This is a genomic window from Devosia ginsengisoli (genome assembly GCF_024707105.1).
GTDB lineage: Bacteria > Pseudomonadota > Alphaproteobacteria > Rhizobiales > Devosiaceae > Devosia > Devosia ginsengisoli_A.
In genome coordinates this window covers 259,630-284,295 of the sequence record NZ_JANQAJ010000006.1, presented here as the reverse complement: position 1 = coordinate 284,295, position 24,666 = coordinate 259,630, and the positions used below count along the sequence as shown (strand labels likewise).

At 63.9% G+C, this 24,666-nt stretch carries 24 protein-coding genes; 11 read left to right on the top strand and 13 right to left on the bottom strand.

From position 1 onward, the window contains the following. Complete coding sequence (locus tag NVV79_RS05025) at nt 1–312, top strand: antibiotic biosynthesis monooxygenase (RefSeq protein WP_303986864.1); 312 nt, start codon at nt 1–3, stop codon at nt 310–312. Nucleotides 313–390: 78 nt separating this feature from the next. Here the strand turns inward: NVV79_RS05025 and NVV79_RS05020 are convergent, their stop codons facing one another. From NVV79_RS05020 to NVV79_RS05010, 3 genes are read right to left on the bottom strand one after another with little or no spacing between them, the layout of a single operon-like run. Then, nucleotides 391–3,528 carry an efflux RND transporter permease subunit gene (locus NVV79_RS05020; RefSeq protein ID WP_303986863.1) on the bottom strand — a complete coding sequence of 1,046 codons (3,138 nt, stop codon included), beginning with the start codon at nt 3,526–3,528 and terminating at the stop codon, nt 391–393. Next, nucleotides 3,529–4,731 (bottom strand): efflux RND transporter periplasmic adaptor subunit, encoded by a 1,203-nt coding sequence (locus tag NVV79_RS05015; protein WP_303986862.1) that lies wholly within the window; start codon nt 4,729–4,731, stop codon nt 3,529–3,531. It abuts the gene before it with no gap. Further along, entirely contained in the window at nt 4,721–5,230 is a 510-nt protein-coding gene (locus NVV79_RS05010; RefSeq protein WP_303986861.1) for a GbsR/MarR family transcriptional regulator, read from the bottom strand. The genes NVV79_RS05015 and NVV79_RS05010 overlap by 11 nt, the downstream gene beginning before the upstream one ends. A gap of 191 nt (nt 5,231–5,421) precedes the next feature. Between NVV79_RS05010 and NVV79_RS05005 the strand changes: the two genes are divergently transcribed. Both NVV79_RS05005 and NVV79_RS05000 read left to right on the top strand, forming a co-directional pair. Next, the gene (locus NVV79_RS05005; RefSeq protein ID WP_303986860.1) at nt 5,422–5,661 is read left to right on the top strand and encodes a hypothetical protein; all 240 of its coding nucleotides are present in this window, start codon (nt 5,422–5,424) and stop codon (nt 5,659–5,661) included. 154 nt (nt 5,662–5,815) lie between these two features. Further along, complete coding sequence (locus NVV79_RS05000) at nt 5,816–5,989, top strand: hypothetical protein (protein ID WP_303986859.1); 174 nt, start codon at nt 5,816–5,818, stop codon at nt 5,987–5,989. A 41-nt stretch (nt 5,990–6,030) separates the two neighbouring features. Here NVV79_RS05000 and NVV79_RS04995 read toward each other — a convergent pair whose 3' ends face one another. Next, on the bottom strand, nt 6,031–6,207 hold the full coding sequence (locus tag NVV79_RS04995) for a hypothetical protein (protein ID WP_303986857.1): 177 nt from the start codon (nt 6,205–6,207) through the stop codon (nt 6,031–6,033). A gap of 134 nt (nt 6,208–6,341) precedes the next feature. Here NVV79_RS04995 and NVV79_RS04990 point away from each other — a divergent pair, with 134 nt between their 5' ends. The 8 genes from NVV79_RS04990 to NVV79_RS04955 all read left to right on the top strand — a co-directional run bounded on the left by NVV79_RS04990 (nt 6,342) and on the right by NVV79_RS04955 (nt 14,096). Further along, nucleotides 6,342–7,280 (top strand): LysR substrate-binding domain-containing protein, encoded by a 939-nt coding sequence (locus NVV79_RS04990; protein WP_303986855.1) that lies wholly within the window; start codon nt 6,342–6,344, stop codon nt 7,278–7,280. 119 nt (nt 7,281–7,399) lie between these two features. Further along, the gene (locus tag NVV79_RS04985; protein ID WP_303986853.1) at nt 7,400–8,497 is read left to right on the top strand and encodes a fatty acid desaturase family protein; all 1,098 of its coding nucleotides are present in this window, start codon (nt 7,400–7,402) and stop codon (nt 8,495–8,497) included. Then, nucleotides 8,494–8,826 (top strand): MocE family 2Fe-2S type ferredoxin, encoded by a 333-nt coding sequence (locus NVV79_RS04980; protein ID WP_303986851.1) that lies wholly within the window; start codon nt 8,494–8,496, stop codon nt 8,824–8,826. Before NVV79_RS04985 ends, NVV79_RS04980 begins: the two co-directional genes overlap by 4 nt. Then, nucleotides 8,816–10,057, top strand: coding sequence for an NAD(P)/FAD-dependent oxidoreductase (locus NVV79_RS04975; RefSeq protein ID WP_303986849.1), 1,242 nt, complete (start codon nt 8,816–8,818; stop codon nt 10,055–10,057). Before NVV79_RS04980 ends, NVV79_RS04975 begins: the two co-directional genes overlap by 11 nt. Beyond that, nucleotides 10,054–11,364: an alanine racemase gene (locus NVV79_RS04970; protein ID WP_303986847.1), complete on the top strand. Its 1,311-nt coding sequence runs from the start codon at nt 10,054–10,056 to the stop codon at nt 11,362–11,364. The genes NVV79_RS04975 and NVV79_RS04970 overlap by 4 nt, the downstream gene beginning before the upstream one ends. 71 nt (nt 11,365–11,435) lie before the next feature. Next, nucleotides 11,436–11,567 (top strand): hypothetical protein, encoded by a 132-nt coding sequence (locus NVV79_RS04965; RefSeq protein ID WP_303986845.1) that lies wholly within the window; start codon nt 11,436–11,438, stop codon nt 11,565–11,567. Then, nucleotides 11,530–12,888, top strand: coding sequence for an ABC transporter substrate-binding protein (locus tag NVV79_RS04960; protein ID WP_303986843.1), 1,359 nt, complete (start codon nt 11,530–11,532; stop codon nt 12,886–12,888). The genes NVV79_RS04965 and NVV79_RS04960 overlap by 38 nt, the downstream gene beginning before the upstream one ends. Before the next feature lie 59 nt (nt 12,889–12,947). Continuing rightward, complete coding sequence (locus NVV79_RS04955; protein WP_303986841.1) at nt 12,948–14,096, top strand: hypothetical protein; 1,149 nt, start codon at nt 12,948–12,950, stop codon at nt 14,094–14,096. A 7-nt stretch (nt 14,097–14,103) separates the two neighbouring features. On the opposite strand, the gene NVV79_RS04950 is transcribed toward NVV79_RS04955, so the two are convergent. The 9 genes from NVV79_RS04950 to NVV79_RS04910 form a co-directional block, all read right to left on the bottom strand. Beyond that, nucleotides 14,104–14,949 carry a fumarylacetoacetate hydrolase family protein gene (locus tag NVV79_RS04950; RefSeq protein ID WP_303986839.1) on the bottom strand — a complete coding sequence of 282 codons (846 nt, stop codon included), beginning with the start codon at nt 14,947–14,949 and terminating at the stop codon, nt 14,104–14,106. Then, nucleotides 14,946–15,290 (bottom strand): hypothetical protein, encoded by a 345-nt coding sequence (locus NVV79_RS04945; RefSeq protein WP_303986838.1) that lies wholly within the window; start codon nt 15,288–15,290, stop codon nt 14,946–14,948. The genes NVV79_RS04950 and NVV79_RS04945 overlap by 4 nt, the downstream gene beginning before the upstream one ends. Beyond that, nucleotides 15,274–16,125 carry an amidohydrolase gene (locus NVV79_RS04940; protein WP_303986836.1) on the bottom strand — a complete coding sequence of 284 codons (852 nt, stop codon included), beginning with the start codon at nt 16,123–16,125 and terminating at the stop codon, nt 15,274–15,276. Before NVV79_RS04940 ends, NVV79_RS04945 begins: the two co-directional genes overlap by 17 nt. A gap of 46 nt (nt 16,126–16,171) precedes the next feature. Then, nucleotides 16,172–18,022, bottom strand: coding sequence for a DUF2264 domain-containing protein (locus NVV79_RS04935; protein WP_303986834.1), 1,851 nt, complete (start codon nt 18,020–18,022; stop codon nt 16,172–16,174). 4 nt (nt 18,023–18,026) lie between these two features. Continuing rightward, complete coding sequence (locus NVV79_RS04930) at nt 18,027–19,181, bottom strand: glycoside hydrolase family 88 protein (protein WP_303986833.1); 1,155 nt, start codon at nt 19,179–19,181, stop codon at nt 18,027–18,029. Between the two features lie 47 nt (nt 19,182–19,228). After that, on the bottom strand, nt 19,229–20,191 hold the full coding sequence (locus tag NVV79_RS04925) for an aldo/keto reductase (RefSeq protein WP_303986831.1): 963 nt from the start codon (nt 20,189–20,191) through the stop codon (nt 19,229–19,231). A 13-nt stretch (nt 20,192–20,204) separates the two neighbouring features. Then, nucleotides 20,205–21,206, bottom strand: a complete 1,002-nt coding sequence (locus NVV79_RS04920) for an ABC transporter ATP-binding protein (RefSeq protein ID WP_303986829.1) — start codon at nt 21,204–21,206, stop codon at nt 20,205–20,207. Nucleotides 21,207–21,215: 9 nt separating this feature from the next. Beyond that, nucleotides 21,216–23,144 (bottom strand): hypothetical protein, encoded by a 1,929-nt coding sequence (locus tag NVV79_RS04915; protein ID WP_303986827.1) that lies wholly within the window; start codon nt 23,142–23,144, stop codon nt 21,216–21,218. A 72-nt stretch (nt 23,145–23,216) separates the two neighbouring features. Next, the gene (locus NVV79_RS04910; protein WP_303986826.1) at nt 23,217–24,662 is read right to left on the bottom strand and encodes an ABC transporter substrate-binding protein; all 1,446 of its coding nucleotides are present in this window, start codon (nt 24,660–24,662) and stop codon (nt 23,217–23,219) included. Nucleotides 24,663–24,666: the final 4 nt, after the last annotated feature.

Sequence of the window (24,666 nt, the reverse complement as noted above, 5' to 3'; positions counted from 1 at the left end):
ATGATTCTCGAGATCGCCCAGATCGATATCAAGCCAGGCTTCGAGCAGGAGTTCGAGGAAGGCGTTCGCCGCGCCACGCCGCTCTTCAAGCGTGCCGCCGGTCTCCGGTCCTTCCAGCTGCGCAAGGTGGTGGAACTGCCCCGGCGCTACCAGTTGGTGGTCGGCTGGGGCAGTGTCGAGGACCATGTCGTAGGCTTTGGTGCCTCCGGCGATTTTCTCACCTGGCGCCAGTTGGTCGGCCACTGCTTCGAGCGCCTGCCCTATGTCGAGCATAGTTCCGAAGTTGTCGGCTGGTTCAACGAAGACACATAGCGTCCTGGGCGGGAATCCGCGGACGGTGACGAGCACCGCCCGCGCGCTCCACTTGACCGGGTTCGTGCCGGCGCTCGATCAGGCGCCGGCACTCTCGCTGGCTTCTGCCGGCAGGTCGTCATGGGGGGCACGCGGCAGGAACCGCCGGACAAACCGCCCGAACGCGTCGATATAGGTCAGCATCACCGGCACCACGACCAGCGTCAGCGCCGTCGAGCTGATCAGGCCGCCGATCACCGCATGCGCCATGGGCGCATTCTGTCCGCTACCCTCGTGCAGGCTGAGCGCCAGCGGCAGCATGCCGAAGATCATGGCCAAGGTGGTCATGATGATGGGACGGAAGCGGGTGGCGCCGGCTTCGACCAGGGCGTCGAACAGGTTCCAGCCTTCCTTCACATGCTGGTTGGCATTGTCGACCAGCAGGATCGCGTTCTTCACCACGAGACCCATCAGCATGATGAAACCGATGGCGGAGAACATGTTGAGTGTCGATCCCCCGACCAGCAGACCCAGCATCACGCCGATCAGGGCGAGCGGCAGCGATACCATGATGGCGATCGGCTGCAGGAAGCTGCCGAACTGGCTGGCCAGCACGAGATAGATGAAGATGACGGCCAGCAACAGGGCGGACCCGGCGGCATTGGCCGTCTCGGCCAGTTGCTCGACATCGCCGCCGGTGGCGATGCGATAGCCGGCCGGCATCTCGATGCTGTCAATCGCTGCCTGGATTTGCGCGGTGACATCGCCTAGCCCGACGCCTGACAGGTTCGCCGTGACGCTGACCTGGCGCGACAGGTCCTGGCGCAGGATTTCGCCCGGACCCTGCGACTGCACGATCTGCGCCACCTGGTCGAGCCGGATCATGCCGCTCGAACCCGTGGCACCGCTCTGGGTGATGGGCAGCGAGCCCAGGGTCTCGATGTCGTCGCGCGCCCATTCGGGCAGGCGAACCGCCACGGTGTAATTGTCGCCATTGGGCGCGGTCCAGTCGGTGACATCCTGGCCGCCCAGCATCGGCCCGAGGGTCGCGCCGATCTGGCTCAGGCTGACGCCGAGGTCGCTGGCGAGATCCCGGTCGATCCGGATCCCAAGGACGGGCTGGGCCGCGTCGAGGCTGGATTCGATGTCTTCGAGGCCTTTGACCGTGCGCAATTGCGCGATCAGGCGGTCGGCCAACTGGTCGAGAACGGTGAAATTGTCGCCATAGATGGTGATCGAGACCGGGGCGGCGACCCCGCCCAGCCCGGAGGCCGCGCCGACCATGAATTCGGCGCCCGGAATCTGTGCCAGGGCTTCGCGCACCGGCACCGTCATATCCTGCGGCGTGCGCTCGCGCAGGCCCTGGTCGATCATGGTGACGACGATGGTGGCGCGATTGTCGCCCGAGGTCGTGCCCGCATTCAGCGTGGCATAGGTGCCCTCGACCTCGGGGAAACGCCGGAGCGTGGCATCGACCTGCCGCACCTTGCTGGCCGTGTAGTCGATGGATGAACCCGTGGGCGTTTCCACCGAAACCTGGAACTGGCCGGTATCGGTCGCCGGAACGAATTCCACCCCGACCAGCGGGAAGAGGAAGAACGTGCCCACGAAGGACAGCAGGGCCACCGACAACGTGGTCTTGCGGAATTTGAGGCACCAGCGCAGCACGCCGCGATAGCCATCGTTGATCCACTGGAAGAAGCGGTCGAACTGGGCGATGGCGCGCCCGATGGGGCCGCGCTTGGCATTGGCATGGGCCGCCGGATCATACCAGACGCTGCTCATCATCGGATCGAGCGTGAAGGCCACGAACAGCGAGATCAGCACCGCCACCGAAACGGTGACGCCGAACTGCAGGAAGAACCGGCCGAGAATGCCTTCCATGAAGGCCACGGGCAGGAATACCGCCACGATGGAGAGCGTCGTCGCCAGCACCGCCAGGCCGATCTCGTTGGTGCCGTCAAGCGCCGCCTGGCGGTGGCTCTTGCCCATATGCAGGTGCCGCATGATGTTCTCGCGCACCACGATGGCATCGTCGATCAGGATGCCGACCGCCAGCGAAAGCGCCATCAGCGTCATCATGTTGAGCGTGAAGCCGAGGAAGTAGAGCACGATCATCGTGCCGATTATCGAGATCGGCAGCGTCAGGCCGGTAATGACCGTCGAGCGCCAGGAGTTGAGAAACACGAAGACGATCAGCACGGCCAGGGCCGCGCCTTCGATCAGCATGTTCTGCACGGCATGAAACGATTCCTCGACCGGCACCGCATTGTCGGTGACGATTTCCAGATGCACCGTATCGGGCAGCACATCCGCCTGCAGGCCGGCAATGACCTTGCGGATCTCGGCGGCCACGCCAACGGTATTGGCGCCCTGGGTCTTGACCACGTCGATGGCCAGCGCCCGCTCGCCATTGAGCAGGGCCAGGCTGGTCACATCGGCCTGGCCGTCCTCGATGGTGGCGACATCGCGCAGATAGACGGCTTGTCCACCCTGGCGCGCCACCACGATATCGAGGAAATCGTCGGCATTCTCGATGCGGCCTTCGACCTGGATGGATTGCACCTGCGCACCATCGGTAATCGAACCCGCAGGCAGGTTCTGGTTCTCCTGCCCCAGCGCCTGGATCACCTGGCCGACGCCGACATTGAAGGCATTGAGCCGGTCGGGATCGACCAGCACGTTGAGCTGGCGCGGCACGCCGCCCACCACGGTGGCCCGACCGACGCCGGCAATATTGGACAGCCGGCTGACGATGACATCGTCGGTCAGGGCCGTAAGGTCGCGCGGCGACAGGGTATCTGAACTCACCGCCAGCGACAGGACCGGCAGTTCGGACGGATCGAAGCGCAGGACCTGCGCGTCGCCGGCATTTTCCGGGAAGGAGGCTTCCACCGTCGCCAGCCGGTCGCGCACGTCCTGCGCCGCGGCCTGGGAATTGACGTTCATGTCGAAGAGAATGATGACCATGGCCTGGCCGGCCTGCGAGGTCGACTGGATCGTGTCGAGCCCGCTGATCGTATTGACCGATTCCTCAATGGGTCGAACGATGTCATTTTCCACTGCCTCTGGCGAGGCGCCGGGATAGCTTACCACGACGGCCACCACCGGCAGGTCGATATCGGGCAATTGCTCGATCGGCAGCCGCTGGTAGGAATAGATGCCGAAGACCAGCATGGCCACCATGATCATGGTGGCGAAGACGGGATGATTGACGCTGATGCGGGTGAGAAACATCTAGCCCTCCACCATCTCGACCAGGTCGTCCGGCTGCAATTGCGTCAGCGGCGCCGTCACCACCACATCGCCTGCCGTCAGCCCCGAGGTGATTTCGACCAGCCGATTGCCGTTCCAGCGTTCGCCCTGCTCGATGGCCTGCCGCACCACCTTGCCATCAGCTAGTTTGAGCACGAAGAAACCCTCCGCATCCTCGCGCAGCGCCGTCTCCGGCACCGCCAGGGCATCGGTTTGCTGGGCCACCACGATCTGGCCGGTGGCGAACATGCCGCCGCGCAGCAGGTCCTCGGCATTTTCGAGCACGATATAGACCGGGATGGTCCGTGTTCCGGCCAGCGCGACCGGGTTGATGCGATCGACTATGCCGGGAAAGCTCCGGCCGGGCAGCCCCTCGACGGAGACCGTCGCCGCCTGGCCCTTGGCGAGCTGGACGCTCGACCCCACCGGCGCCGAGGCATTGAGCTCGAGCGTGGCCAGGTCGACGATGGTGAATAATGTGGCGCCCTGCTGCACGGTCTGGCCGGCGCTGACACTGCGCTCGGAGATGATGCCATCCATAGGCGCCTTCAGCGTGGCATTCTGCAGCGCAAGTCGCGCCGCCTCGACCTGACCCTCAAGCGCCGCCAGATTGGCCCGCAAGGCATCGGCGCTGGATTGCACCTGCTCGATGCCCGAAGACGCGGCAAGCCCGCGCTGGATGAGGTCGGTGGTGCGGTTCAACTGGCTCTCTGCCAGAACCAACTGGGCCCGTGTGGCTTCAGCGGTGCTGGTCTGCTGGTCGAGCTGGATGCGCAGGCTTTCGGTATCGAGCTGGAGCAGAACGTCGCCGGTGCGGACCGCATCGCCCGGTCGCGCCATGACCGCGACCACGCGGCCCGAGACCTGCGAGGCCAGTTGCGTCTGCCGTTGCGGCGCCAGCGAGCCCGTCACCTTGACCGTGCGTTCCAGGGTCTGGGGCTCGATGGTCGAGATTTCCGATGGATTGATCTGCATGACCGGAGCGGCCACGGGCGCCTCGACCGGGGCAATCGCGGGCTGCTGGCTGGCCAGGAACCAGCCAGCTATGGCGGCGACGATGATCAGGGCCAGCACGACCCAGGGCCAGCGGCGACGCCGTGGCTTGAGGCCGGCGGCCACGCGCGCCACATTGTCCTTTTCCCGCTTCGACTGCGCCCATTCGGGCTTGGAATGTTCAGTTGTCATCGCGATCTCCGGTGCTGGGCGGGGCAGCGTTTCGCGACGCATCACCCTTCGAAACAGATTGCTTGGACCAATCGGCGAGAAAGTCGGCCGATTGGGCATAAAATTCGGCAAGTTGGTGGACCCGGCTGCGGGCGCCGCCGTCATCGTCGGCAAAACGGGTTTCCGCTTCGAACACCAAATCCGCCACCTTGCGCAGGCGGGCACTGACGGTTTCCATCATCCGCTGATAGGGGTCCTCGCCAAGCTCATAATAATCCTGCCGGTCGCCGGCACGGCCAGTCTGACGGATCATGCCGGCATTGGCCAGCAAGCGGGCATTGGTGCTGGCGCTGGCCTTGCTGATCTTGAGCCGCTCGGCCATTTCCGCCAGCGAGAATGGCTGCCCCTCCACGATCAACAGGCCCATGATGCGTCCCGCAATGCGCGGACCGCCATCGTCCTGAGTGATCAGGCCCATCTGCTCGATAAAATTTTCGGCGGCCGAGAGGGAGTGGGGCATGCGTTTTGCTATGCGATACCGATAGTTCAGTCAATACTGAACGAACTGAACAAGATGAAATCGCATACTGGTGGTTCCGATCAGCAGCCAGGCGGCCTGCTGCTTAAAGACCGGACGACCGTGTCGGGAGAGGGAACCAAGTCCATGCGGGGCGGTTGATCACCATCTGCACTTGCAGGAAGGATGGACCAATGTCCCTTCCGATTGATCCCGGGCGGCGTTCACCGAAGGGCGATCACAATCGCCGGTTGGCGCTGGGGATGGAGCTCGAGCGGTTCGCCGCGGAAGCTGGTATCCAGCCCGAACAGCTTCGCCAGTATGAGCTGACCAGCCCCGATCAGGATTTTGACCTCGATGTGGCGGATCGGGTCGGGCTGGCGCTCGATCGCCTGGAGGCCAATCCGCCTCCGGGCCAGAAGGTGGTGACCTGATGGATACCGGTAAATCCAAACCCGCACCGACCGAGACGGGCCCGGGCAGGCAGAAGGATGACAATATCGACGATCTGGGCCGCAGGCCCGACGGCAGCGAGCATGACCAGCCCGTCAAGCCCGAGGCGCCCAAGCCCAGGCAAGGAGAGTCGCAATGGAATCAGGACCGTCCTTCTGGCTGATCGTGCTGACCCTGGGTGTGGTCATACTCGGGGCGGCCATGGCCTATGGCCTCTATCGCAACCGGCAGCGCTCCAGGGCCGAAAAGGCACTGACCGAAGCGGCGACCCATGCGGAATACGAGCGCGAGGATCGCGATTCGAGCTGAACGGCCGGCATCCGACGCCGACCGTAGCTGCGTGATGCGGGCTAGCCGTAATTGGCCAGGTCCTGCAGCTCGGCATAGCTCACCGCCATCATGCGGTAGACCGTGGACGGAATCTGCCAGACCTGGATTTTCGAGCGCATCACCACATTGGCGGCGGCGATGTCTCTATGCCGCCATTGCCGTTGGCCTGGTTTCGATGTTCGCAGACTGATCGTCATGGAAGATAAGGTGCGCCTGCATTGAGACCGGCCGACATCGCCGGCAGATGGGTCGCAGCTTGCAATCGGCGCATCTCATGGTGCAGGCTTTCGGCCAGACGGTTCGCGGTGAGCCGGCCACATGAGGTACAAGCGTGGCTAGGAAACTGGATGCCAGCCTGGCATCCGATCTCTGGTTCTTCCGGGTAGCCGCCGAGCAGCGGTCGATGAAGCAGGCAGCCAGCGAATTGGCGCTCACACAGAGCGCCGTGACGCAGCGCATCCATCGCCTCGAAGAGCGGTTGGCGATCAAGCTCTTCAACAGGACCAACAAGGGCATTCACCTCACCGAGGCCGGCGCGATGCTCTATGCCGACCTCAGCAAAGGCTTTGACCTCATCGCCACGGCGCTGACCAATGCCAGCAATGTTGCGGCCTATGGCCGGGTGACGGTGAACTGCGTTCCATCGCTGGCACTGGAATGGCTGGCGCCCCGCTTGTCCGACTTTACCGAGGCTAACCCCAATATCACGGTCACCTTGCTGGCGGATATGACCATGCTCGACACGACGCAGATGAGCATGGGGGGCATCGATGTGGCCATCCGCTACGCTCCGACACCGCCGTCAAGAGTCCAGGTGATCGCCGAGTTTCAGGAATGGCTGTATCCCGTGGCCACGCGTGAATATATCGAGCGCTACCAGGCCAATCCCGAGGAGCGGATCACCCTGATCCACGATGCCGATCCCTGGACCGACTCACCCTCCAAGGTCGCAGAATGGATCATGTGGATCGAAGCCAATGGCCGGCCATGGGGACGGCGCACGCGGAACACTTATTTCAACATGGCATACCTAGCCTATCAGGCGGCATCGGGCGGCAATGGACTGGCCATGGGGCGCCATTTGCTGGTGAATGCTTATATCCGCAATGGTCGCATGATCGCCCTGCCCGGCCATGAGCCCATGCCCGGTCCGCGCTATTTCGTTTTGAAACGCCCCGCAGAAAACCGCGATGATATCGACATTTTCGTTGCGTGGCTGATCGAGCAGATGCAGGGCGTGGCTCCGCCGAACAAGCCGTCTGTCTATTAGCTCAACTAATATCAAAGCTAGGAGATGTAATTCGTTTCGCCCCGGAGCCGCGGGCTATGCTGCTCCCCAATGCGATGGCCGCTGACGCGGCCTGCTTGCTGCAGATTGGGAGCGAGACGATGAAGCCTACTGCCCGCGATTATTCCTTGATCGGGCGGAATGCGGAACTGGCCGTGGCCTCGGGCCTGGCAGCGGCCGAATGGTACCAGACCGACATACCCCGCTCGACCATAAAGGCGCTGATGAAGCGTTCGGATGGACCGGCCGTCAGGGATACGCTGATCTGGTTTGCCCTGCTTGCCGGGTTCGGCGCGGGCGCGTGGTATTTCTGGCCGTCCGCCTGGTCGATCCCCTTCTTCCTGGCCTATGGCGTATTCTACGCCTCGGCGGCGGATTCCCGCTGGCACGAATGCGGGCATGGCACGGCCTTCAAGACCCGCTGGATGAATGACGTAGTCTACCACATGGCCAGCTTCATGATCCTGCGCGAGCCCACTATCTGGCGCTGGAGCCATACCAGGCACCATACCGACACCATCATCGTGGGCCGGGATCGGGAGATTTTCGGACGCCGGCCGATCGACTTCGCCAAACTGATTCTCAGCATCGTGCCGGTCTGGAATGTGTGCAAGGCGGTCTACAATATCGCCTCACATGCCACGGGCCGCCTGACCGCGGAGGAGAAGACCTTCATCCCCGAAATGGAATGGTCGAAGGTTTATCGCGATGCGCGGATATGGCTGCTGATCTATGCCGGCATTATTGCGCTGGCCGTGGTGCTGCAATCGTGGATGCCCGTGCTGCTTTTCGGGCCGGTGCCCAAGATCTACGGCCACTGGCTCGCTTATTATCTGGGCGTGCTGCAGCATGCCGGACTGGCCGAAGATGTGCTGGATCACCGGCTGAACTCGCGCACCGTCTACATGAATCCGGTGCTGCGGTTCGCCTACTGGAACATGAACTATCACATCGAGCACCACATGTTCCCGATGGTGCCCTATCACAAGCTCCCAGAACTGCATGAGATCATGAAGGCGGATACGCCCCCGCCCGACAAGAGCACGTTCCACGCCTATCGCGACATCCTGCCGGTGCTGTGGCGGCAGAGCAAGGATCCCGACTATTTCCTGATCCGGGAATTGCCACCCACGGCCAAGCCATACCGCTCGGACCTGCATGGCGGCCCCGTCACCGTCAACGTAGCGCAAGCATCATGAGCAATGAGCTGACCTGGCACCAGGCCTGCAATAGCGACGACGTCGATCTCGAGGACGTCCTGGGCGTCACCATCGCCGGCAATCGTGTCGCCATCTATCGCAGCCCCGATGACCGTTTCTATGCCACCGAGGGGTTGTGCACGCATGAACAGGTCAAGCTCGAGGACGGGCTGGTGATGGACGACATCATCGAATGCCCCAAGCACAACGGCCGGTTCAACTATCGTACCGGCGAGGCCAGGGGCGCTCCGGCCTGCATCAACCTGCGTACCATGCCCACCAAGGTGGAAGACGGGGTGGTTTATGTCGGACTGGCCAATGCGGGCTGATCCCATTGTCATTATTGGCGGCGGGGAAAGCGCGACCTGTGCCATTGCCGGACTGCGGTCCGAAGGCTATCGCGGCCCGGTTGTATGGGTGTGCGAGGAAGACATCCACGCCTATGAGCGCCCGACGCTCTCCAAGCAGTTTCTCGGCTCCAGCCATGCCAGACCATCAAGCGTAATCCCGCCGGAACTGCTCGACGATCCAGCCATCGACATCCGCCTCGATACAAGAGCAACGCACCTCGATGCCGCCAACCGCTTGGTGACGCTGGGCACTTCCGAACGGATCGCCTATTCCGGCCTGCTGCTCGCGACCGGTGCGGAGGCGCGCGACCTTGACCTGCCCGGCCGCAATTCCGACCGCTGGTTGACCCTGCGCCGGGCCGGCGATGCGGCGCGGCTGCGGCCTTACCTCAACGGTCAGAGCCGCATCGTCATTGTCGGTGCCGGCCTGATCGGGCTCGAACTTGCTGCGGCAGCCCGCATGGCCGGCGCCCAGGTCACCGTCATCGAGAGCCAGGACCGGCCCCTTGCCCGCGTCCTGCCGCCTGCCATAGCGGAAATCGCCCTGGCCAGGCATCGCGCCATGGGCGTGGCATTCCGGTTTGGAACGACAATTGCTAGCGTGGAGAGCGGACCGACCGGCGAGCGGCTTCTGCTCAGTTCGGGCGCCGAAATCACCGCGGATTTGGTGCCGGTCGCCATCGGCAGCATTCCGCGAACGGAACTGGCGGAAGCTGCAGGCCTTGCGATCGCCAATGGCGTGGTCGTGGATGCGCAATTGCGGACATCGCAAGCGGGCATCTGGGCCAGTGGCGATTGCTGTGCCTTCCCGCTCGATGGCCGCCTCGTGCGGCTCGAAAGCTGGGAGGCGGCGCGGCAATTGGGCGAGATCGCCGGGCGCAATATGGCGGGCCGTGCGCTGCCGACGGATATCGTCCCCTGGTTCTGGTCGGACCAGTATGATCTCGGAATCCAGGGCCTCGGCTTGCCGCCGGACGGGGCGACACTCGTTCACCGCGTGATCGATCCGGAGAGTGCGCTCTCGTTTGCGCTGTGTCCGGCAGGCCGCCTGCGGGCCGTTCATGGTATTGGTCCGGAAACCTCCATCGCCAAACATATCAAGCGCGCCAGGCCGCTCATCCGCGACGGCGCCGTCTGTGACCCTGCAATACTGCAGGATGCGGACCAGCCCCTTTGGGCGGCGTTCCCGCCGCTGGCGGTGGCGTCATGAACCAGCTTCCGTTCAATCCCGCCCTGTCGGCAGGCATCTATGCCGAAGCAATAGCCGAACTGGCCGCGCTCGATCTGGCGCCCGGCACCAAGGGCCTGCTGCCGCAAAACTGCCCGATCCCGTTCGGCGAGGTGGGTGGGAAGGGTTGGAACCTGTTCCGCAATGACGTGTCATTTCCCGTCGCCGCATTACGCCTGTCGGCAATCGAGCGCAACAGCCGGACCATGCAATCCTATCTGGGCGCCAACGGGATATCGCTGGCACCGCATGGCAAGACCAGCATGGCGCCGCAACTCTTCGCACGGCAGATCGCCGACGGCGCCTGGGGCATTACCATTTCCAGTGTCGCCCATCTCGCCGTCTGCCTGCATTTCGGCTTCCGGCGCCTGATCATTGCCAACCAGGTGATCGGTACTGCCGAAATCGACTATGTGGCGGGCGTACTCGCCCGGACGCCCGACCTGGAACTGTTCATCCTGGTCGATTCGGTGGCAGGCGCGGAAAGGCTGGCGCGCTGCCGCTCGTCCGGAAACCTGCCGCAATGCCTGCTGGAAATCGGCTATGCCGGTGGTCGCACCGGCTGCCGCAGCGTCGAGGCCGCGCTGGCGACCGTAGCAGCGATCCGCAAAGCCGGCTTGCCGCTACGCGGCGTGGCCGGCTTTGAGGGCCTGCTTTCCGACGTTGCGCTGGTCGATGAATTCCTCGACCGCATCTGCAGCATTGCCGTGCAATGCGACGCCCTCAAAGCCTTTGCCGATCCCGGTGAAATTCTGCTGTCGGCGGGCGGTTCGGCTTACTACGACCGGCTGGCACAACGGTTGCAGACCTCGGCATTGGCCGGACGGACCCGGCTCGTGGCGCGCAGCGGTTGTTACCTGACTCACGATTCCGGCACCTACGAGACGGCCTTCGCCGCCGTACGCCAGCGTGATCAGGCTCTGCCGGCCGATGGCTTCGAACCCGCTCTGCTGGTCTTCGCCCAGGTCCTGTCCCGGCCCGAACCCGAAAAGGCGATCATATCGCTCGGTCGTCGCGACGTGGGCACCGATGGTGGCATGCCGGTGCCCTTGCTGCATTTCCGCCCCGGGCGGGACGATGGTCCACTGCCTCTCGGCGCGGACATGCGGCTCACCGGCATCAATGACCAGCACGGACATCTGAGCCTGCAGACCCATACAGATCTGGCCGTGGGAGACATTATCGGCTTCGGCATCTCCCACCCCTGCACCACGTTCGACAAATGGAAGGTGCTGCTGGCGGTCGATGACGACTGGACGGTCATCGACGCCATCAAGACCTTTTTCTAGATCCGGCGGCGCGCTGCCTGCGCCTGCCGACCACCAATACGGCTCTGGTAAAATCAGGAGGAAAACCGAGCATGATGAAGAAGACCAAATGGATGTTGGCCATGGCGGCCGCGATGCTGGCCAGCACGGCGGCACTGGCACAGGATGTTCCCCACCCTGCGGATCATGACCCTGTTCAATCCCGATGCCACCTGGACCAATGAGGGCGTGGATGCGGTCGAGGCTGCACTGAACCCGGTTCTCGAGGAAAAGATCGGGGCCCATATCGATCTCATTCCAATTCCATGGGGCGACTACAACCAGCGCATGAGCCTGGTCATGTCGTCGCGCGAGCCGTTCGACATCGCCATGACGTCGTCGTGGATCAACAATTTCTACCGCAATGTCAGCCAGGAAAACCTGCTGGCGCTGGACGAGTATCTCGATGACGTGCCGCAGTTGCAGGCGGACATCCCGCCCGAACTGCTCAAGGTCGGAACCGTCAACGGCAAGCTTTACGGCATTCCGGTCCAGCAGATGTTCCCGAAAACCTTCGGCTTCAACACCCGCGCCGATCTGGTCGAAAAATACGATATCGACCTGGCCTCGATCACCTCATACGAGCAGTTGACGCCCATCTTCGAGGAAGTCGTGGCCGGCGAGGGCGAAGGCTTCTATGCCTTCGGTGGCAAGGTGGCGGCGGCCGCCGAACTGTTCGGCTACGATCCGGTCGCGACCTCGGGCACCTACACACTGCTTGCCGTGAAAATGGACGATCCGGACCGGAAGATCGTCAACTTCTACGCCACGCCCGAATATCGCGCGCAGGTCAAACTGCGTCGCCAGTGGCACGAAATGGGCCTGACCGATCCCAACCCGATGAACCGCGACCAGTTCCTCTCCGCCGTCACGGCGGGCACGGTCGGCTTCAATATGGACAGCGCCCAGGATCGCCCGACGCACCGTATCTTCCAGGGCCTGCCCTTCCAGCCCAAGCGCATCGCCCCCATTGCCTTGACCACGGCGGCAATGAACGCCTCCATGTGGTCGGTATCGGCCGACAGCGAGCATCCGGTCGAGGCTCTCCGGCTGATCCATCTGCTCAACACCGATGCCGAAGTGGTCAACGGCCTGGCGCTCGGCGTCGAGGGCGTCAACTGGCAGTGGAATGCCGACAAGACCCTGGTCGAGCTGCTCGACAAGGCGTCCTATTGGCCCAATATCAAATGGGTCTGGGGCAACAGCTTCCTGATCTATCCGCAGAAGGCATCCGATATTGCCGATAACGAGGAATCCCTCCGCATGAATGCCGAGGCGACGCCCTCCGTAATGCTCGGCTTTGCCTTCGATATCACGCCGGTCGAGAACGAAATGGCCGCTCTGGGCTCGATCATTCCCAACCTCGAAGCCCTGGATAACGGGCGCGTCGAGGACGTGGACAGCTTCCTTGACCAGCAGCTTGCGGAAATGGAGGTTGCCGGCCTGCCGCGGGTGATCGAGGAATTGCAGCGCCAGATCGACGCCTGGCTGGCCACCTCGAACTGATCTCTGCGGGCCCGCGGGAAGTCCTGCGGGCCTGACCACATTCGTCCATGGAGGGGTTCATGACCGGCGCCGTCACTGCACTGACCGAGCTCAATTTCGACGACAGCCTGGTGTCGGAAGCGGTCCCTGCTCTGTTTGAAGCCGGACGCGTGCCCGGGGATGCGGCCGGGGTGCGGGCCGCTTGGCTCGATCGCTTCGCACGGGAAATCTACGGCGTCATGCCGTCTGCCCCCGACAGCATCACCATCGAGCGCTTTCCGATTGCCGGCGAGACCGCCGAGCGTATTGCCATCACCCTCAAGGTTGCTGAACGGCAGTTCAGGGTGGACGCCGCGCTCTGGTTGCCCGCCGGGCATGATGGCAAGCCGTTTCCTATCGCGCTGGGCCTCGATTTTCTCGGCCCGACCGGCATGTTTTTCGGGGATGGCTATCCCATCGACCCCGATGCAAGGATTTCCCGCTCGTCGGGCGGCCGCCTGTCCGAGAGCCATCGCGGCATTACCGGCTATCGCTGGCCCATCAAGCAGATCAACGATGCCGACTATGCCGTCCTGACCAGTTGCTATGGCTCATGGGTGCCCGATTCCGAGACTGAATGGCAGGGCGTGGGTGTCTGGCCACTTACCCGGCCGGATCCGGCTCAGCCGCAACCGGGCGCCATCGCCCTGTGGGCCTGGTCGATCAGCCGGCTGATCGATGTGGCCGAGCGGCTTCCCGAGATCGACGCGAGCCGAGTGATCGCTGCCGGCCATTCGCGGCTCGGCAAGGCCGTCCTGCTCGCGGCGGCCCATGACGCGCGTATCGGCGTCGTTCTGGTCAACAATTCGGGCTGCCTCGGCGCCAGCCTCAGCAGCCGCAATCTGGGTGAGACCCCGGCGGAAATGCTGGCGCGGTTCCCGCACTGGACTTGCCCCAATCCGGCGCCGGCAGGCGCAGTCCCGCTGGATCAGCACCATCTGCTGGCTTCGGTTGCGCCCCGACGCCTCTATGTCGCCAGCGCCTCGGAGGATCACTGGTGCGACCCCAAGGGGGAATATCTCGCTTTGGCCGGCGCCGCGCCGATGTGGCAGCAGACCCTGCCGCCGCTGCAGGAAGCCTGGCACGAGGATGCCGAATGCCAATCCGGCGCCATCGGCTGGCACCTGCGGCCGGGGCCGCACGACATTCGTCCTTATGATTGGGCGCGCTTCCTGCGCTTCGTCGCCTGACCGGCGGTTATCGGGCCGCGGCAACCCTGTTGCGCAGCAATCCGACCCGCTCGATTTCCACCTCGACCACCATGCCGGCCGTGAGGAAAACCGGCGGCTTGCGTCCGGCGCCGGCGCCGGCCGGCGTGCCGGTGACCAGCACATCGCCTGCCGCCAGCGGCGTGAAGCGTGAGACATAGGCGATGATGTCGCGAACCGAGAACAGCATATCCACCGTGCTGGCACTCTGCATCATCGCGCCGTCGACGCGCGTCGCTATGGCCAACTGGCTGGGGTCGCCGACCTCGTCTGCCGTGACGAGGAACGGCCCGAAAGCGCCAGTGCCGGGAAAGTTCTTACCCGCGGTATATTGGGTGGAATGGTGCTGCCAGTCTCGCATGGTGGCGTCATTGTAGCAGGCATAACCCGCAACATGGTCCAGCGCCGCCTCCGCCGTGATGCCATGGCCGGGAGTGCCGATGACAGCGGCCAGCTCGCCCTCGAAATCGAACATCCCCGATTCCGTTGACATGGCCAGATTTTCGCCATGCCCGATCTGGGTATCGGCGAAGCGCACGAAAAGGGCCGGATAATTCGGTCGGCCGCTTTCATCGCCATGGGCGCGATAATTGAGCCCGACGCAGATGATCTTGCCCGGATTGGGTATGACGGGAGCGTATTGCAGCGAGGCGAGCGGATAGGGCGTGCCCTCACGCAGGGCCGCAGCCTCCATCTGCTCCAGGGCCTGCCCGGCAATAGCACTTTTGAGATCAGGAAATTGTGCCCGCAGTCTCTCGGGAACCACGTGAACCATCTCGCCGCTGACAGGGCCGTAATGGGCGACATCATCGACGATGAAGCTGGCAAATTTCATGATCTATGAGCTCCGTCTGGTGTGGAGGTGCCGCCGGCAAGGGCGAGGGAAAATATGCGCGGTGCCGGCCGCCAGGGCTCGGCGAAGCATTCGGCCAGCGCGGTATGCCAGCGCGCGGCTTGTTCCTTGCTCTCTGCCGTGGGCTCGGTCGGCGGCCCCGCATGGCGCCGGGTCAGCATGACGAGCAGGTCATCAAGCCGGTAGATGTCCAGAATGTCGTAGCCACGACGGGTATTGGCCGCATGGGGCGACGTCATGCCATCGTGGATGGCCTCGTAGAGTGCGATCTTGTCGCGATGCAACCGGCAGATGAAGACCTGCAATTCAGGCTGTGCGCTCATGCGCATCCTCCAGTCCGTAGACCCTCATGGCATTGCCGCCGAACACCGCCGCGGTTTCCGCGGCATCGAGGTTGTCGAGCAGCGCGCGGCACAGCTGCAGCCAGTTGTCATAGCTGGCTGCCTTGGTCAGGACCGGCCAGTCGCTGCCCCAGAGCAGGCGCGAGGGGCCGAACAGGTCGAGCAGGATGGCGACATGCTCGGCTACGATGGTGCGGTCGGCACCTGCCGGGAGGCGGGTGAGCAGGCCCGAGAGCTTGCAGGCGGTATTGGGGCAAGCGGCGATGGCCCGCATGTCGCGTCGCCACGCGGCAGACACGCGGCCTTCGGTCAGGTCGGGATTGCCGCCATGATCGATGATCAGCCTTAGTCCATTATATCGCTTGGCCAGGGCGGGAATCATTCCCAGCGCCGGCCCCAGGGCCAGGCAGTCAAATGCCAGATCGTGTCGTTCGATCGCGCTGAGTGCGGCATCAGCGGCAATGGTGATGGCGCCATCTGCGTCGAACAGGTCCCGGAACGGCGGACGGAAGCCGACCAGCAATGGCGTAGCGACCATCCGGGCGATACGGTCGGCGGTTCCGGCGCGACCGATTTCGAGCGGCGCCACGATGCCGCGGACGAATCCGGCCCCTGCCGCGTGGTTACTGAGTTCGACCAGTTCATCCTCGGTATTGGCCGCCTGCACCAAAATCGTGCCGTCTATGCCGGCATTCCGCAATTGCGGCACCAGTTCACTGGCTTCGAAATTGCGGCGCAGCGCGGCGTCGGCGGGCGGTATCCAGTCGTAGAAACCGGTTTCGAGGCGCCAGAAATGCTGGTGGCTATCGATGATCACGCGCGGCCCAGCCCATTGGTGGCGCGGTCGCGCGCGACGAGGAAGCTCACCGCATTCTGCGATGTCGCATGCCAGCCTTCGGGGGCCTGGCATGGGCGCGCAGGTGCTCGAAGAGCGGCTCCAGCGCGGGCAGGGCCGGGGGACCCGCTACCACGGCTACCTTGTCGGGCGAGGCGGCAAACCAGCTGGCCAGCAGGTGGCGCCCCGGCGCCACGGACAGCCGCGCCTGCGGCACGACGGCGCGCGGGAAATAGAGATGCGATCCTGGCGCGCCGATCTGGTGCTGCAACGTCACCGACGCAGGGGCGGCTAGCACATGCAATGCCGAAGCGTCTTCGCCGGTTGTCAGCATGATCATGGAATCTGTTGCGGCAAGACTGACCGACGAGCGGCTTGGCATCGGTAGCGAAAATCCGCCCTCCGCCAGATCCAGCGCCACATCGCTTTCGATGAGATGCGCGCGAAAATGCCCCACGCCGGCCGGAATGCTGGCGCTTTCCACCACCACGCCGGGCAGGGGGCTCCAGCGGGAATATTGCATGCCATCGACGATGCCATGCAGATCGCTGTGCTTGCGCATGGCGAAGTGGATGCCATCGGTACTCAGCGCCAGCATGGAATCGAAGGCCCCGTAGGCAAAGCAGCGGCTGTCGCGCTCGACACCGAAGCCATAGCGGGTGGAATAGGCGAATTTGCTGTATTTTTCGGCGGTGTGCAGGAAGCGGTCCGCCGCCTCCTGGCCACCGGTCAAAGCCGTGACCACACCCTGGTGGCGCTGCATGACCATGCCGGGAACCGGCTGGATGCGCGCATCCAGCTCGCTCGGCGGCGCCTCCTCTGTTGCCTGCCAGAAGGGATGGTCGGCGGGCAGGGCCAGGGGCAGGAAGGCCTTGAAGGCCCAATAGGGGCTTTGCGCCGAAGTGTAGAACTCGGCGACCACAGGGTTGGGATAGGCATAGCCCATGGACAGCACGCCATCGCGGTCCAGCGCCTCGGTGCCCTGCCACCAGCGGATATTGCCCAGCGCCAGGCGTTTCAGCGCGCCGGGATCGAATGCCGAAGCATCGGCGAAGGCGGCAGCGCTCCAGAACGAACCATGCGCAAAACGATAGGGCAGGCTGCGGCCATAGGGCAGAGCCGCGCCGTCATCGGCGAACCATTCGCGGAACTGCCGGCCGAAGGCCCTGGCCCTGTCCCGCAAGCGCTTGCCGCGCACGTCGTCGCCCGAGAACTGGGCATAGAGCAGGCCATAGAAATGCATGGCGAAGCCGATATAGTGATCGACCTGCGGGCGGTGGCCGTCGGACGACCAGCCGTCCGGCCCCATGGCGCAGGATTCAAGGAAATCCAACAGCGCGTCGCGTTTCTGCCGGTCGGTGTCGTAGCCCAGCGCGTTCAGCGCCAGATGAGCCAGAACCGAGAAATAGCCCCAGTTGTTGGGTGGCGACTTGACCTCGGTCACCTGCCGCAGCCAGCGCCCCAGGTTTGTTCTGGCTCTGTCGTCCAGCAGCGCCCAGCTCTTTTCCGGCACCAGCAGCAGGGTGAAGGAAATGGCCGCCGATTCAACGATGCGCTGGTCGAAATCCACCACATCGCCCCAATATTCGGGATGTTCGGGGTCCACGCCATTGCCTAGGCCCTTGAGCACTTCCGGCCAGAATGGCAGTTCATAGCCACCCTTCAGCAGGGGCGCCAGGCCCCAGAGCGGCCGCGCAAAGCCTTCGAGTTCGGCCGATTCCACATCGAAATCCCCGGCGAATGGCGCCAGGCGAACCCTGGCGCGACCCGGCGAATAATAGGCTTCGAGCGGGGCATGGAGCGCGCGCAGATAGGCCGCCATTTCATCGCGGGTGGTAACCGGCGCGGCATGGCGCGGATGCATGGGGGTGGCACTCATGGGCCTACCAGAAGAAGCGGTGGTGACCGGCGGCGCGCATCAGCGCCTCCATCAGGTAATAGTCGCCATAGGGCAGCATGCTGCGTATGCGGCCCTTGGGTACGTTGGCGGCCCCTTCATCGAGAAAGCCATGCGCTTGTGGATTGCTTGTCAGGTCGCAGCGCTGCAGCAATCCATCGAGCAGCCGCAGGCCCATGGTCTGCCAGCGCCGCCGCTCGTCGCCTTCCACGAGGCTTGCCAGCAGCAGATAGCCGGCCGCCGCGATGGCCCCCGCCGAACTGTCAACCGGCATGTCGGCCTCGCGTGGCGCATCGAAGTCCCAGACCGGAACGCGGTCATCGCCCATGAGCTGCTCGAAGCTGGCGCAGACCTTGCGCGCCGCTTCGAGACTGAAGGTTTCGCCCGACAGGGCATAGGTCTGGGCGAAGCCATGGATCAGCCAAGCCTGGCCGCGGCTCCAGCATGATGCATCGGCATAGCCCTGATGCGTCGCGCCTCCGACCGGGGCGCCGGTCCCTGGGTCGAAGGCAAAGGTGTGGAAGCTGCTGCCATCGGGGCGCACCAGATATTGCGCCGCCGTCTGGGCATGGCGAGTGGCGATTTCGGCAAAGCGCGGATCGCCCTCCTGCTCGGCGGCCCAATAGAGCAAAGCCAGGTTCTGCATCGTGTCGGCGATCATGCGTCCCTGCACGAAACGCGCCCAGGCCTCGCCCTTTTCGGTGCTGTCGAAGGCGATCTTTTCGTCCCAGGCCAGCAGGTAGCCACCATTATCGACAAAGCGGCTGGCCAGCAGGCGGGCGCCGCCAAGCGCCCGTTGCCGTGCCGCCTCCCGGCCGGTCAATCGGTAGTCCGCGACACAACTGAGCGAGAACAGGAACCCCAGATCGTGGTCATGCCAGTCCGTCGTGACCAGCAGCTTGTCGTAATAGGCATCGCGCGCCCGGGCGCGGCCCAGGAAGTAATCGCGCCCGGTTTCCTGATAGGCCAGCCAGAGCGTTCCGATGCGGAACGAGGCGACCCAGTCGTGCTCGGGGCAATAGGTCCAGCTCAGATCGGCATTGCCCAGCCGCGGGGCCCGGTCTCCATCGATATCGGACACACGCTGCAGCAGGGCAATGCACCGCGCCAGCGCCGCTGCGTAAGGATCGTGACGGTCCATGCCATGCTCCCCGGCGGGAGCGGGCCGTGCAACTTCGAAAACAGTCATTATTTGTCCAATGAATAGTGGCGGGCCAGCCCGCATTCGGCGAGGCGGGCCCAGAATTCGAAAGGGATCGGGTATTCGTAATTGGCGAAATTCGCCGCCAGTTGATCGGGGCTGGCCGTGGCCACCAGCAGCGACGGAATGGTCGGATGATCCTTGGCAAACTGCAAGGCGGCAGCCGGCAGGGGCACGCCATATTCGACGCAGACCGCCTGTAGTTGCCGGGTTTTTTCCAGCATGGCCTCATCGGCCGGGCGATATTGGAACAGCGCGCCGGGAACGGCCCCGGTGGCCAGGATGCCGGTATTGAACACGCCACCCAGCAGGATGGAGGTCGACCGCTCGGCGCAAAGCGGCAGCAGCTCCGGCTCGGCTTGCGGGTCGAGCAGGGTATAGCGCCCGGCCAGCAGGATGATATCGAGCGCGACCTGTTCCATCACGCGCAGGCAGATGTCGACGCCGTTGACGCCGATGCCGATGGCGGCGCAGGCGCCTTCGCTGCGCAATTGCTCCATCGCCTTCCAGCCGGACTTCATCAGGTCGATGAAATGGCTGCGCTCATTGTTGGCGCCATAGGTTTCCGGGCCGATATCATGCACCAGCAGGATATCGAAGCGGTCGAGGCCCATGCGCTGCCGGCTTTCCTCCACCGAGCGCATGATGCCGTCATGGGTGTAATCGAGCCGGCGCTGCAGCGCGCCGGTGGCATCGGGCACCAACAGCCGCCCCACCTTGGTGGAGAGGGTGAATTCATGCCGCGGCTTGCCGGAGAGGAACCGGCCCATGCGGACCTCGGAAATGCCCGGTCCATAATGCGGCGCGGTATCGAAATGCCGGATACCGCCGGTCCAGGCGGCTTCGAGCACGGCCTGGGCTCCGGCCTCGCTGACCGTCTCGATGCTGGCGCCGCCGAAGGCCAGTTCGCAGATTTCAAGATCGGTTTTGCCGACCTGCCGGAAACGCATCCGCGTTCACTCCTCAATTGATGCGTTTGCCCGCTGCATCGAACAGGTGCACATGTTCGGGCTGTGGCGTGACATGGATGGTCTGCCCATGCGCGGCGAGATAGGTGCCTTCGGCGCGCAGGATGACCGGCCCGAGGGTTCCGCCATCGGCATGCACGATCGTATCGGCGCCCAGTTTTTCGACATAGGTCACGGTCAGCGGCCAGGCATCCGGCCCTTCCCCAATCACCAGATTTTCCGGCCGCACGCCCAGATGCGTCGCCCCCGCCTTCGCGGCGACATCCCCGCCGAAAATGTTCATCTTGGGCGAGCCGATGAATTCGGCGACGAAGATGCTGGCCGGCTTGTTGTAGAGGTCGAGCGGCTCGCCGGTCTGTTCGATATTGCCCTTGTTGAGCACCACGATCGTATCGGCCATGGTCATCGCCTCGACCTGATCGTGGGTGACATAGACCATGGTCGCGCCGAGCCGGGTATGCAACTGCGCCAGCTCGATGCGCATCTGGTTGCGCAGGGCGGCGTCGAGGTTGCTCAGCGGCTCGTCGAACAGGAACACTTTGGGATCGCGCACGATGGCGCGGCCGATGGCGACGCGTTGCCGCTGCCCGCCCGAAAGCTCGGCCGGCTTGCGCTTGAGATAGTCGGTCAGTTGCAGGATGGCGGCCGCACCGCGCACCCGCTCCTCGATCTGCCCCTTGGGCATGCGGGCGATTTTGAGCCCATAGGCCATGTTGTCGTAGACCGTCATATGCGGATAGAGCGCATAGGACTGGAACACCATGGCAATGCCGCGCTCGGAGGGCTCATTGTCCGTGACATCGACACCGTCGATATAGACGGCGCCCGATGTCACTTCCTCGAGCCCGGCAATCATGCGCAGCAGCGTGGATTTCCCGCAGCCCGACGGGCCGAGCAGGACCGTGAACGATCCGCCAGCCAGCGCGAGCGACAGGCCGGGTATGACCTCCACATTGCCGTAGCGCTTGGTGACATTGTCGATTCTGATATCGGACATCGATCCTCCTCAGGCGTTGGTGCGCGACGCAAAGGCCGCATAGTCGGGCAGGTCATAGCCGGGCTCGGCGGCGAGGCGGGCCAGGCCGACATCGAGCCGGATCGTGCTGGCCGGCGGCAGGTCCACCACCATGTAGCGGCCGCCAATGGCCGTGGCTTCGCCTGCCCCATCGACGCAAACCGAGGTGATGCGATGCTCGCCATGGAACCCGCCCTGTACCAGCACCCGGCGAGCTTCCGTCTTCGAGAGATTCACCAGTTGCAGCCCGGCACTGGCCTCGCCAACGGCGTAGACCAGCGCGGCGACGTCGGCCGGCAGGCCGGGGCGCCCCTGATCGGGATCGAAATGACGGAAGCAGCTCTGGATGAAGCCGCCATTGTAGAGCGCCTGCGGCGCCCCCAGCGTCAGCTGGATCAGCGCCTCGGTCGTCACCGGATTGTGGTTCTGCCAGTGATGGATATGCACGGTGCTGAGATCGGCGGCGTCGGTGCGCACCATCTCCAGGCGATGCTCGACCTGTTCGGCAGCGTGGCGCAGGGCGATCTCGGGATAGTCGGGATTGTTGCCTTCGAGGAATTTCAGCCACGGCCGGTCATGGCTGTCATCGCCCTTGGAATGGAACGGATAGCTCTGCGTCCAGTCATAGGGCTCGTCCTGCTCCAGTTGCACCATGCGCGCGCGATCGGCCGGCGACTGCGTGACGGCCCAGGTCTGCACCAGGTTGGCAAGACCGATGGTCTGGAAATCGAACCAGCCGCTATCCTTGTAGCGCTTGGGCATGACATAGGTGTCGTAGCGCCCGGTCACTGCCGCCGCATTGCGGACCCAGGCATTGAAAATCGAGGATTCGATGGTGCGGAAATCCTCGATGCGCTTGCCCTTGGCATAGAGCATGTCGAAATGGCGCCCCGGCAGGTCGAGCCAGCCGGTATCGCCGGTCAGCATGGTCGTGTTGATGGCGGCGACCGTGGCCGCGTCGATCACGCTGTCATAGCCATGCGGCCAGCTCCAGCCATAGGCCGCGCCATACCAGCGCCCGTCGAAATATTCACCGACTGCGCCGCCCAGCCCGACATTGTCGGGCAGTAAGCCGTCATTGGCTTCGGCACGCTGCCACCAGCCGTCGACATAGCGCACGACCCACTGTCGGAAAGCCGGGTCACGCGTCATCAGGAAGGCATTGGTAACAAGGCTTGTCACCGGCAGGTTGGCGACGCTGTCGCCGCGTCCCATGCGCTCGTTCATCGTGGCGATGAGGCGCTTGCTGTTCTCGTTGCGGCGCGGGTCGTTGTACCAGGCCGCGACATCGTCATAGGAGGTGACGCCGGGCACGTCGTCGAAGGGAAGGCCATAGGGCGCCATGCCCTTGGACCACATGGAATCGCCGTCGATATAGCCCCAGCGCGGGCCCCTGGAGCCGTTATGCACGGCGCGGATGATATTGTGCTCTTCGTCGTAGTTCGGCGCTTCGGGCTCGGCATTCATGTAGAGGCCAGCAAAGCGGCGCGCGCGCTCCTGGAGTTTGGGATTGTCGGGGTCCGCCGCGCAGAGGAAATAGAACAGCAGATTGCCTTCGCTCTGGTGGAACTGGTCGTAGCCCACCTCGTATTCGTTATGCACCAGCCCGAAAGCGGTGCCCTGCACCGTCATCGCCTCCCACTGGCGATGGCCTTTTTCAAGCAGGTGCGCCGGGGCGCCGAGCAGGTAGGCGAGGGGGAAATTGTAGAAGGACTCGTAGAGATCATCGAGCCCGTCCCGGCCCTGCACCCAGTCGTCGCGATAGATCAGCGTACCGTCTGCTTTGAGATACTTGGCCAGGAACGGCTCCACCGCTGTGCCGAGCCGCGCCAGAAGGTCGCGCTCGGCGACGGCCCAGGCCGGCGGATTGGCGCAGGCTTCGGTGGCTTTCACGCCGGGATGGGCAATTGTTTTGGTCATTGAAAAAAGCTCTCGGCGGGAAAGGGTGTCCGCCGGCGCGGGAAGACGCCGACGGACCGGTCCGGGAGGACCTTACTGTTGCTGCGCTGCCCACTCGGCGATCTGGCGGGTCATTTCTTCCTGCACCCGGGCCAGGCCGGCGGCTTCGAGCGCGGCGATCTGCTGGTCGATATAGCCATCCACGTCCTCGACGCGGCCGCCTTCCAGCGGCTCGAAATTGGCGAGGATGGAGGACATTGCTGCCACTTCGTTCTCGACCGGCGTCGTATCGAAGGAGAAGCCCAGGATGACCGAGGCAACGGCCTCTTCATTGACCTTTTCGGCCTCTTCATTGTCGGCCGCATCGGTGGCGCGCTGCGGATAGGCCAGGTAGCTGTTGCCCCACACCCAGTTGATATTCGGCCAGTAGGAAGCGGTGTCCAGCAGCTCGACAAGGCCGGTATCGGCATTGTGCTGCCAGTTCACGCCCTCGATACCCAGCGACAGGATGTTGAACACTTCGGCGTCGGTATGCAGCAGGGTGATCAGCTTGAGCGCTTCGACCGGGTGCTGGCTGTCGGCGGAGATGGCCATCATCGACGCATTCATCGCCGCGGTGGTCAGCACCAGGGGCGCGAAACGCTTGGGCGTGAAATCGAGGCCAAGGAAAACGCGATCCACCGGACGATCCTGGGCGCTGTCGAGGCTGAAGCCGGTGGTGCCGGCCTGCAGGGCCGCACGGGCCTGCTCGCGGTTCTGCGGATTGGGTTCGGTCAGGCCGGCCAGATGCCATTCGCGGCGCAGCCGCATCAACTCGCGGAATTCCTCGGTGCCGTAGAGGTTGACGACCTTGCGCTCCGGGTCATCCATCTTGACGACAGCCGCCGCGTTGGGTCCGAGCGCCGGATCATAGCCAAAAAGCTCCGGCAGGGCGGCAAGACGACCGCCGAACGCATAGAAACCGTCACCCTCTCCGGCCACGACCCTTTCGAAAACCGGCGTCAGGTCATCGAACCAGTCGATGGCATCGAGGTCGATGTCATATTTTTCCACCAGATCGGTCCTGGTGTTGAAACCGAAGCTCTTGGGAAACAGCTGCTGCACGGGAATGCCGTAAAGCGCGCCATTCATCGTGCCGACGGCCAGGAGTTCGGGGGAGACGGCCTGCTGCAGCTCCGGCACATCGTCCAGATATTCGTCGAGGGCCATGTAATTGCCCTGTGCCACATTGCGATAGACGTTGTTGGTCCAGGGCGCCGTCATGGAAATATCGAACGGTTCGCGGGACGACATCACCAGCGTCATGCGCTGGTTGTAGTCCGCCGACGGAATCGGCACGATGTCGAGATGCGCGCCAATCTTTTCCTCCAGGATCGGGTTCACCTCCGCCATGACCTTGGCGACGCCGTCGGTGGTCCAGGTGCCGGTGGCACCAAAGGGCAGCATCATGCGCAGGGTGGGCACGTCCTGCGCACTCGCAAGGGCAGTGCCCACGAGCATGAACGCACTGACGGCCGCCGTGATCGACGTTATCCTCATTGTC

Coding starts and splice junctions, on each gene's coding strand:
- NVV79_RS05025 (WP_303986864.1), top strand. CDS start 1: ATGATTCTCGAGATCGCCCAGATCGATATCAAGCCAGGCTTCGAGCAG.
- NVV79_RS05020 (WP_303986863.1), bottom strand. CDS start 3,528: ATGTTTCTCACCCGCATCAGCGTCAATCATCCCGTCTTCGCCACCATG.
- NVV79_RS05015 (WP_303986862.1), bottom strand. CDS start 4,731: ATGACAACTGAACATTCCAAGCCCGAATGGGCGCAGTCGAAGCGGGAA.
- NVV79_RS05010 (WP_303986861.1), bottom strand. CDS start 5,230: ATGCCCCACTCCCTCTCGGCCGCCGAAAATTTTATCGAGCAGATGGGC.
- NVV79_RS05005 (WP_303986860.1), top strand. CDS start 5,422: ATGTCCCTTCCGATTGATCCCGGGCGGCGTTCACCGAAGGGCGATCAC.
- NVV79_RS05000 (WP_303986859.1), top strand. CDS start 5,816: ATGGAATCAGGACCGTCCTTCTGGCTGATCGTGCTGACCCTGGGTGTG.
- NVV79_RS04995 (WP_303986857.1), bottom strand. CDS start 6,207: ATGACGATCAGTCTGCGAACATCGAAACCAGGCCAACGGCAATGGCGG.
- NVV79_RS04985 (WP_303986853.1), top strand. CDS start 7,400: ATGAAGCCTACTGCCCGCGATTATTCCTTGATCGGGCGGAATGCGGAA.
- NVV79_RS04980 (WP_303986851.1), top strand. CDS start 8,494: ATGAGCAATGAGCTGACCTGGCACCAGGCCTGCAATAGCGACGACGTC.
- NVV79_RS04975 (WP_303986849.1), top strand. CDS start 8,816: ATGCGGGCTGATCCCATTGTCATTATTGGCGGCGGGGAAAGCGCGACC.
- NVV79_RS04970 (WP_303986847.1), top strand. CDS start 10,054: ATGAACCAGCTTCCGTTCAATCCCGCCCTGTCGGCAGGCATCTATGCC.
- NVV79_RS04965 (WP_303986845.1), top strand. CDS start 11,436: ATGATGAAGAAGACCAAATGGATGTTGGCCATGGCGGCCGCGATGCTG.
- NVV79_RS04960 (WP_303986843.1), top strand. CDS start 11,530: ATGACCCTGTTCAATCCCGATGCCACCTGGACCAATGAGGGCGTGGAT.
- NVV79_RS04955 (WP_303986841.1), top strand. CDS start 12,948: ATGACCGGCGCCGTCACTGCACTGACCGAGCTCAATTTCGACGACAGC.
- NVV79_RS04950 (WP_303986839.1), bottom strand. CDS start 14,949: ATGAAATTTGCCAGCTTCATCGTCGATGATGTCGCCCATTACGGCCCT.
- NVV79_RS04945 (WP_303986838.1), bottom strand. CDS start 15,290: ATGAGCGCACAGCCTGAATTGCAGGTCTTCATCTGCCGGTTGCATCGC.
- NVV79_RS04935 (WP_303986834.1), bottom strand. CDS start 18,022: ATGAGTGCCACCCCCATGCATCCGCGCCATGCCGCGCCGGTTACCACC.
- NVV79_RS04930 (WP_303986833.1), bottom strand. CDS start 19,181: ATGGACCGTCACGATCCTTACGCAGCGGCGCTGGCGCGGTGCATTGCC.
- NVV79_RS04925 (WP_303986831.1), bottom strand. CDS start 20,191: ATGCGTTTCCGGCAGGTCGGCAAAACCGATCTTGAAATCTGCGAACTG.
- NVV79_RS04920 (WP_303986829.1), bottom strand. CDS start 21,206: ATGTCCGATATCAGAATCGACAATGTCACCAAGCGCTACGGCAATGTG.
- NVV79_RS04915 (WP_303986827.1), bottom strand. CDS start 23,144: ATGACCAAAACAATTGCCCATCCCGGCGTGAAAGCCACCGAAGCCTGC.
- NVV79_RS04910 (WP_303986826.1), bottom strand. CDS start 24,662: ATGAGGATAACGTCGATCACGGCGGCCGTCAGTGCGTTCATGCTCGTG.